Consider the following 8,357-nt stretch of genomic DNA (forward strand, 5'->3'; position numbering starts at 1 on the left):
CCGTCGGGCCGGGCGACCCAGACGTGGGCGCTGGCGCCCTCGTAGACGATCGCCGCGAGCGGCACGGCGGGCGAGGGCTGCGGCTTGCCGGTGACGATGGTGAAGGTGGCGAACATCTCCGGCCGCAGCGACCGGTCCGGGTTGTCGACCTCGCTGCGCACGGCGAGGCGGCGCGTCGCCGGATCGAGGCTGGAGGCCATGTAGTTCACCCGCGCCTTGAACACGCGGGTGCCGAAGCCGGCGACCCGCGCCTCGACCTCCTGGCCGATGCGGATCTTCGGGATCTCGCTCTCGCGCACGTTGGCGATGAGCCAGACCGTCGAGAGGTCGCCGATGACGAAGGCCGGGTCGCTCGACGTGGTGAGGTACTGCCCGATGCCGACCTTGCGCTGAACGATCGTCCCGGCGATCGGCGCCTGGATCTGCGTCTCGGCGCTCATCGTGCCGTTCTTCTCGAAGGCGGCGATCTCGGCGTCGGTCTTGCCGAGCAGCTTCAGGCGGTTGCGCACTGCGTCCAGCGAGGCCTGCGCCGTCTTCAGGTCGCTCTGCGCCGCGATCACGTCGTTCTGGGCCGACTGGTAGTCCTTCAGGGCCACCGCCTTGGCCGCGAACAGCTCCTGCTGCCGGCTGGCGATGGTCTGGTCGAGCTTGAGCAGCGCCTGCTGCTTCTGGATGGTGTTGAGCGCCCCCTGGTAGTCGTTCTGGGCCTGGACCATGTCGGTGGCCTCGATGACGAGGAGCACCTCGCCGGCCTTCACGTCGTCGCCGGCGCGCTTGAGCACCTTGGTGACGCGGCCGGAATAGGGCGAGGCCACGGGCACGTTGTCGTCGTCGTTGAGCGCGATGCGGCCTTCGGCCGAGCCCTCCGGGCGGAACGTCATCGTCGCCACCGGGTGGATCTCGAAGGCGGCGCGCTGCTCCTGCGTCGGCCGGAAGGTCCGCTCGGCGGAGGTCGCGGGGGCTTCGGCCTCGGCGGTCTCGTCCTGCGCCGCCCCGCCGAACATCCCACGGACGGAGGTCGCCGCGGATTCGAGCACGCCGCGCACCGGCTGCGGGAACACCGCCACCACGGCGACGGCGGCGATCACCAGCGACAGCACCACCGCGATCGGCAGCAGCCCCTGGCGGCGGGGACGCTGGGTCCCGCCCGTCGGCGCGTCGGTGTCGGGGTCGAGAGGCGTGCGGGCGTCCATCGCGCTGTCGTCTTCGGGTCGTGGTCGCGGGAGGGGCGGAGCGATCGGACGGAGGTGGAACCCGTCACCCCGCACCGAACCGATCGATGGTGCTTTTCTAAGGCAGGCCGGGCCTAGGGCCGTCCGGCGACGCGTGCGTTGCTGCAGCGCCGATATCCCGCGCGCCGGGGGCGCACAATGGCCGCGCCGGTGTCGGGCGCCGCCGCAGGACGATTGCGGCGCGCTGTGGCGATCACGTTCGGGATATCGGGCACGAAGGACTCGGATACAAACGAGGATCGACCGGCCCGCGGCGGCGCCGGGGCGGGCGTCGCGCGCCAGCTTCGAACGCGGCAGGTCTCCAGCGCTCCCTGACAGGCGTTCGCGACAGCCTTGCGACGGGACGGCCTCGCTCAAGGGACGAGCCCTCGCGACGGACATGGGCGCCCAGACCGCCGCGCCCGCGCTCGGGTGCTTCCATCCGCGGGCCGATGATACGATATGACAGGTCGTCGGCAGCCCGGCTCCGCCCGGGCGCCCTCCGCGTCACCGCCCCCGAAAACGAGTCGCCCCATGTCCGGATCGCAGAGCCCCGCCACGTCCGAGCCGACGACGTCCGAGTCGACCACGTCCGGGAAGATCCCGGTCACCGTCCTGACCGGCTACCTCGGCGCCGGCAAGACGACGCTGCTCAACCGCATCCTCACCGAGAACCACGGCAAGCGCTACGCGGTGATCGTCAACGAGTTCGGCGAGATCGGCATCGACAACGACCTCGTCGTCGGCGCCGACGAGGAAGTGTTCGAGATGAACAACGGCTGCGTCTGCTGCACCGTGCGCGGCGACCTGATCCGCATCATGGACGGCCTGGTGAAGCGGCGCGGCAAGTTCGACGCGATCATCGTCGAGACCACGGGGCTGGCCGACCCGGCCCCCGTGGCCCAGACCTTCTTCGTCGACCAGGACGTGGGCGAGGCCGCCCGCCTCGACGCGGTGGTGACGGTCGCCGACGCCAAGTGGCTGTCCGAGCGCCTGAAGGACGCGCCCGAGGCGAAGAACCAGGTCGCCTTCGCCGACGTGATCCTGCTCAACAAGGCCGACCTCGTCTCCGAGGCCGACCTCGCGCGCGTCGAGGGCGAGATCCGCGCCATCAACCCCTACGCCAAGCTCCACCGCACCACGAACTGCGACGTGCCGATCGACGCGGTGCTCGGCCGCAACGCCTTCGACCTCGGCCGCATCCTCGACCTCGAGCCCGACTTCCTGGAGGAGGGGCACCACCATCACCACGACGACGACATGCAGTCGTTCTCGGCCCGCATCGACGGCCCGGTCGACCCGGAGAAGTTCATGCCGTGGATCTCGAACCTCACCACGATCCAGGGGCCGGACATCCTGCGCTGCAAGGGCATCGTCTCGTTCCCCGACGAGCCGCACCGGTTCGTCTTCCAGGGCGTCCACATGATCCTCGACGGCGACCTGCAAGCCGAGTGGAAGGCGGGCGAGGACCGCTCCTCGCGGGTGGTGTTCATCGGGCGCAAGCTCGACGCCGAGGCGATCAAGGCGGGTTTTTTGGATTGCGCCGCCTGACGCTCAGGTAAGCCAGATCGTGACCGACCCGCGCGTCACGATCCGATCAGCTTGACGAAGGCGGCGCCGGCGCCGAAGAACGCCGCGTCCGCCGCCATGCCGGAGAGCGCGATCTGCCAGGGGGCGAGCATCCGGTCGCGCTCCAGCTTTCGCGCTTCGTGTTCGAGCTTCATCGACTCGGCCATCAGCTTCTTCTACTCGGCGACGAACTTCTCGCTCTCTTCCCGCTGCTGGTGGATGCGCCCGAGCTGCTCCTCGAGATCGGAGTTGAGCGGCACAGTGGTGCCCGACATCGGGTCGCGTCCTCGATACGGTGATGGCCGGTACCGATGATACGGTCTGGCCCGGTTCCGGTCGAGCGGCGCCGTCGGCCGAATCTCGATCCTTCCGGGTCACAAAAGGCCGACCGTCGTTCGATGCTGGGCGTGTAGCTCGGCATCGTCCCGCAGGCTGCTTCAGGCCGCCCGCTTCGCCTCAAGGGTCGGGATTTCCGCGAGGTCGGGGCCGAGCCGTTCCGCCGCCTGCCAGAGGCTGTAGGCCTCCTGCATCCGGCTCCACAGCAGGGGGCCGTTGCCGCAGAGCTTGCCCAGCCGATGCGCCATCTCCGGCGAGACGTCGGACGATTCCGACAGCACACGATGGATCTGCTGGCGGGTCACCTTCAGATGGCTGGCGAGCTGGGTAACCGTGATCCCCAGGGCCGGGAGCACGTCCTCCCGCAGGATGGCGCCGGGGTGCGTGGGGGCCCGGTTCGGGCGTTTGGCTGCGAATTCCTCGGGCAAATCGCCTCTCCTCACCGTCAATGATACTGCTCGAAGTCGACGCGCGCGGCGTCGTCGTCCTCGAACTCGAACGTGATGCACCACGGACCGTTCACGTGGACGGTGTATCGGGTCGGCGTGAACCCGTGCAGGGCGTGGAAGTCGTAGCCCGGCACGTTCATGTCCGCCGGCTTCGAGGCCTGGTCGAGCGCGTCCAGGATGCGCAGGCAGCGCGCCTTGAGATGAGCGGCGATCTTGGCGGAACGGCCGGACGCGAACAGCTCCTTGAGACCCTTGTGCCGGAAGCTGACGATCATCCCGGCACGAGCCTCTCGCTGCCGATCGCAGGTCTGACGACAGGCGAGATATGGCATCCCGTCCGTAAACTGTCAAGTGACACGCTACAGTTTCGACGGCCGGAGTCGCGGCGCAAGTCTCCGCACGGCGACGATGCGGCCCGCGGGCCGGTATCGCGGCATCGAATGGCAGCGAGGGCTTGTCAGCCGAATCTCAACCTTTCCGGATCATGAAGGGCCGAACGTCGTGCGGGCCCGCGTTCCAGGCCCGCGGAGTCCGCGTGAGCCATGGCCAGCACCGCCGTTCCGGGCTTCGTCCTGCCGTATGCGGACCGGGTCCCGCTGATCCGGGTGATCCATGGTTTCGCCCGCGCGCTGTTCGCGGCCTTCGTGTTCTTCGCCTGCTTCGCCTTCTCCGAGACCTCGCCCTACGACGTCATCGCGATCCCGACGATCCTGCTCTGGGCCTGCCTCGGCATCCGCCTGCATCGCGGCGCGGTCCCGCTGGTCCTGCTGCTGCTGCTCTATCTCGGCGCCATCGTCGTCGGGCTGCTGCCCTTCCTCGACGAGGAGTTTCCGGTCACCTGGACGATCCAGCTCGTCTACCTCTCGGTGACGTGCGTGTTCTTCGTGATGTTCTTTTCCGACGACACCCGGGCACGGGTCGAGCTGGCGCTGAAGGCCTACACCGCGAGCTGCGTGTTCTCGGCGGTGCTCGGCATCGTCGGCTACCTGCAATGGCTCGGGATCGAGGACCTGTTCTACAAGTACGACCGCGCCTCGGGCACCTTCCAGGACCCGAACGTGTTCGGCTCGTTCCTGACGCTGGGCGCCCTCTACCTGATGCACGGGCTCATCACCGCGACGAGCCGCCGCCCGGTGCTCTCGCTCGCCGGCCTGCTGATCATCCTCGTCGGGATCTTCCTGTCGTTCTCGCGCGGCTCCTGGGGCGGTACCGTCGTCGCCGCGCTCCTGATGATCGGCTCGGTCTACGCCTCCTGCGGCTCCGCGCGCCTGCGCCGCCGCATCGTGCTCCTCAGCCTGGCGACCCTGGCGCTCGGCGCCGTCGCGATGGCGGCCTTGCTCTCGGTCGACAGCGTCCAGAAGATGTTCGCCACCCGCGCGGCGGTGAGCCAGGACTACGACGAGGGCGAGACCGGCCGCTTCGGCAACCAGCTGCGCGGGATGGAGATGCTGCTGGAGCGCCCGCTCGGGATGGGGCCGATGCACTGGCGCCTGACCTTCGGGCTGGAGCCGCACAACTCCTACATCGGCAGCTTCGCCAACGGCGGCTGGCTCGGCGGCGCCGTGTTCCTGGCGATCGTGGCGGCCACGGGCTTCGTCGGGTTCCGGCTGCTGGCGCGGGCCTCGCCGTTCCGCGCCCACGCGCAGGTGATCTGGCCGGCCCTGCTGATGTTCTTCCTTCAGGCGCTGCAGATCGATATCGAGAAGTGGCGACACGTCTACATGATGCTCGGCATGGTGTGGGCGCTGGAGGCGGCGCGCCGGCGCTGGGCCGCCGCGGGGGCGCGCGAACCGGATGAGGTCATGGGCCGGCGCCCCGAGGGGATGCCGGCAGGGGGCGCGCGATCGTGAGCAGCACAGAGGGGCTTGGGGACGTGGCGGACGCGGGGCGCGAAGCCGAGCGCGTCGCGGTCCTGCACGCCCTCGGCATCCTCGACACGCCGCAGGAGGCCCATTTCGAGGCGGTGTGCCGTACCGCCCGCCGCCTGTTCGACGTCGAGACCGCCTTCGTCGGCTTCATCGACGCCGACCGGCAATGGCTGAAGACGCCGTGCGTGGTGGTCCCCGGCGAGATGCCCCGGCAGGAGAGCTTCTGCAACGCCACCATCCAGTCGGACGCGGTGCACGTCGTGCCGGACGCGCGGCGCGACCCACGCTATCGGGGCAGCCCGCTCGTGGACGGCCGGGAGGGCAGCATCCGGTTCTACGCCGGCACGCCGCTCATCCTCGCCCCCGGCATCCGCGTCGGCACCCTGTGCCTCGTCGATTCGCGGCTGCGTGACTTCTCGGACGAGGACGCCGCGGCGCTGCAGGGGCTCGCCGAGATCGTGGTCGCGCACCTGCGCCTGTCGGAGGCGAACACGGCGCTCGGGCGCGAGATGGTCCTGCGGAGCGCGCACGAGACGCAGTTGGAGCGTCAGGCCGACGAGATCGCGGCGCGCTCCGCCTCGCTCGCCAGCGCCAACCACCTGCTGACCATGGCCGAGCAGCTCGCCCACGTCGGCAACTGGCGCGTCGCCCTGGCAGACGGCCAGCCGGTCTGGTCGGTCGGCCTCTACGAGATCGCCGGCCGCGACCCCGCCAACCCTCCGCCGCACCTCTCGTCCTTTGCCGAGGTCTACCACCCGGACGACCGGGAGCGTCTGGTGGCCGCCGTGGGCGGCGCGATCGCGGGGGCTCAGAACTTCGACTTCGATGCCCGCATCCTGCGACCGGACGGCACCGAGCGCGACGTCCTGGTGCGCGGCACCTGCGAGACCGACGCGTCCGGCGCGACCACCGCCCTGTTCGGCGTCATGATCGACGTCACCGACCGGCGCCGGGCCGAGGCCGACGTCCACCGCAGCGAGAGCCGCTATCGCGGGCTTGCCGACACCCTGCCGCTGCTGGTCTGGACGATGCGCCCGGGCGACGGCGAGATCACCTACGCCAACCCCCAGTTCCACGCCTATTACGGGCCGATCGGCTCGGGCCGCGCCGCGCGCGTGGGCTGCAACCATCCCGACGACGCCCCGGCCATGGCGGCGGCGTGGCGGGCAGCCCAGGCGGGCGAGACCACCTATGCCGGCGAGTGGCGCCTGCGCCGCGCCGACGGCGCCTACCGTTGGCACAAGATGTCGATGACGCCGGTCCCCTTGATGGACGACGGCACCGTGATCGAATGGCTCGGCACGGCGCTGGACATCGACGAGATCGTCGCCGCGCGGATGGCCGAGCAGGACGCCCGCGGCCTCCTCCGCATCGCGCTGGAGGCGGCCGACGCCGGAACCTGGGATTGGGACATGCAGACGGGCATGTGCCGGCTCTCGCCCGAGAGCCTGCGCATCCACGGGCTGCCCGAGGACGGCGATCCGCGCGCCGTCACCACGGCCGCGTGGACCGCCCTGGTCGACCCCGAGCAGGTCGGCGAGGTCTGGGACGCGATTCGCCACGCGATCGAGACCCGCTCGACCTACACCGCCGAGTTCCGGGTCGGGCCGCGCTGGGTCTACGCCCGCGGCCGGCCGCTGTTCGGTCCGGACGGCAGGCCCAGCCACATGGTCGGCCTCCACATCGACGTCACGGAGCGGAAGTCCGCGGAGGCGGCGCTGCGCGCGATCACCGCCGAGGCGCAGGCGGCGCGCGCCGAGGCCGAGCGGGCGAGCGAGGCCAAGAGCGACTTCCTCGCGGCGATGAGCCACGAGATCAGGACGCCGCTGAACGGCATCCTCGGCTACGCCGACATGCTCCTCGACGAGACCCATCTGCGGCCGGAGGACCGGCACCGGCTGGAGCTGATCCAGGGCTCGGGCGCCGCGCTCCTGACCGTCGTCAACGACATCCTCGACTTTTCCAAGATCGAGGCCGGGCAGCTCACCCTCGACCCGGTCTCGTTCCCGCTGGTCTCGGTGATCGACAACACCGTCTCGATCGTCCGGGGCGGCGCCCGGAAGAGCGACCTGCGGATCGAGACCCGGATCGACCCGGACCTGCCCGCCTTCGTCCACGGCGACGCGAGCCGCCTGCGCCAGGTGCTGCTGAACCTCCTGAACAACGCCGTGAAGTTTACGCCCCACGGCTCGGTGACCCTCGCGGTCTCGCGCGAGGGCACGGGCGCGCGCGGCTACGACCTGCGCTTCGAGGTCACCGATACCGGCATCGGCATCGACCCGGCGCAGCAGGACCGGCTGTTCAAACGCTTCAGCCAGGTCGACGGCTCGATCAGCCGCCGCTTCGGCGGCACCGGCCTCGGCCTCGTCATCTGCCGCCACCTGCTGTCGCTGATGGGCGGCGAGATCGGCGTGGTGAGCCGCGAGGGCGCCGGCTCGACCTTCTGGTTCACCCTGACGCTGCCGCCGGGCGAGGAGACCGTCCCCGCGGCGGTGCCGTCCGCGGTGGCCGCCGCGGATAGGGCCGGGGGCCCCGTGCGCCTGCTCCTGGCCGAGGACGTTCCGCTCAACCAGGAGCTCGCCTGCGCGGTGCTCGAGGCGCAGGGTTACGTCGTCGACGTGGTCGAGGACGGCGCGGCGGCGGTGGCCGCCGTCGAGGCGGCGCTGACGCGGGGGCGGGGCTACGACCTCGTCCTGATGGACGTGCAGATGCCGGTGATGGACGGCCTCACCGCGACCCGCCACATCCGCGCGCTGCCGCCGCCGGCCTGCGAGATTCCGATCGTCGCGATGACCGCCAACGTGCTCCCGAAGCAGATCGACGACCTGCACGCGGCCGGCATGGACGACCACGTCGGCAAGCCGTTCCGCCGCGCCGACCTCTACGCCACCATCGCGCGCTGGACCGGCCCGCAGCGCGAGGCC

7 protein-coding genes are annotated in these 8,357 nt (G+C 70.5%); 3 read left to right on the forward strand and 4 right to left on the reverse strand.

Annotated features, from left to right (window positions below; translation table 11 throughout):
• A partial coding sequence (locus tag FV222_RS11610) for an efflux RND transporter periplasmic adaptor subunit (protein WP_147814337.1) occupies window positions 1-1,193 on the reverse strand: 1,193 nt, incomplete at its 3' end.
• Window positions 1,194-1,745: 552 nt separating this feature from the next.
• Here FV222_RS11610 and FV222_RS11615 point away from each other — a divergent pair.
• Window positions 1,746-2,762 (forward strand): GTP-binding protein, encoded by a 1,017-nt coding sequence (locus FV222_RS11615; RefSeq protein ID WP_147762768.1) that lies wholly within the window; start codon window positions 1,746-1,748, stop codon window positions 2,760-2,762.
• Between the two features lie 35 nt (window positions 2,763-2,797).
• Here FV222_RS11615 and FV222_RS32020 read toward each other — a convergent pair whose 3' ends face one another.
• The 3 genes from FV222_RS32020 to FV222_RS11630 form a co-directional block, all read right to left on the reverse strand.
• The gene (locus tag FV222_RS32020; protein ID WP_306422380.1) at window positions 2,798-2,947 is read right to left on the reverse strand and encodes a hypothetical protein; all 150 of its coding nucleotides are present in this window, start codon (window positions 2,945-2,947) and stop codon (window positions 2,798-2,800) included.
• 270 nt (window positions 2,948-3,217) lie between these two features.
• Window positions 3,218-3,544, reverse strand: coding sequence for a HigA family addiction module antitoxin (locus FV222_RS11625; RefSeq protein ID WP_147762767.1), 327 nt, complete (start codon window positions 3,542-3,544; stop codon window positions 3,218-3,220).
• A 17-nt stretch (window positions 3,545-3,561) separates the two neighbouring features.
• The gene (locus tag FV222_RS11630) at window positions 3,562-3,840 is read right to left on the reverse strand and encodes a type II toxin-antitoxin system RelE/ParE family toxin (protein ID WP_147762766.1); all 279 of its coding nucleotides are present in this window, start codon (window positions 3,838-3,840) and stop codon (window positions 3,562-3,564) included.
• 267 nt (window positions 3,841-4,107) lie between these two features.
• Between FV222_RS11630 and FV222_RS11635 the strand changes: the two genes are divergently transcribed.
• Window positions 4,108-5,415, forward strand: a complete 1,308-nt coding sequence (locus FV222_RS11635) for an O-antigen ligase family protein (protein WP_147752802.1) — start codon at window positions 4,108-4,110, stop codon at window positions 5,413-5,415.
• Window positions 5,412-8,357: PAS domain-containing protein (locus FV222_RS11640; protein ID WP_246685428.1), on the forward strand; the 2,946-nt coding region annotated here is incomplete at its 3' end. The genes FV222_RS11635 and FV222_RS11640, both read left to right, overlap by 4 nt.

The sequence above is a fragment of the Methylobacterium sp. WL103 genome (assembly GCF_008039885.1).
GTDB classification, from domain to species: domain Bacteria; phylum Pseudomonadota; class Alphaproteobacteria; order Rhizobiales; family Beijerinckiaceae; genus Methylobacterium; species Methylobacterium cerastii.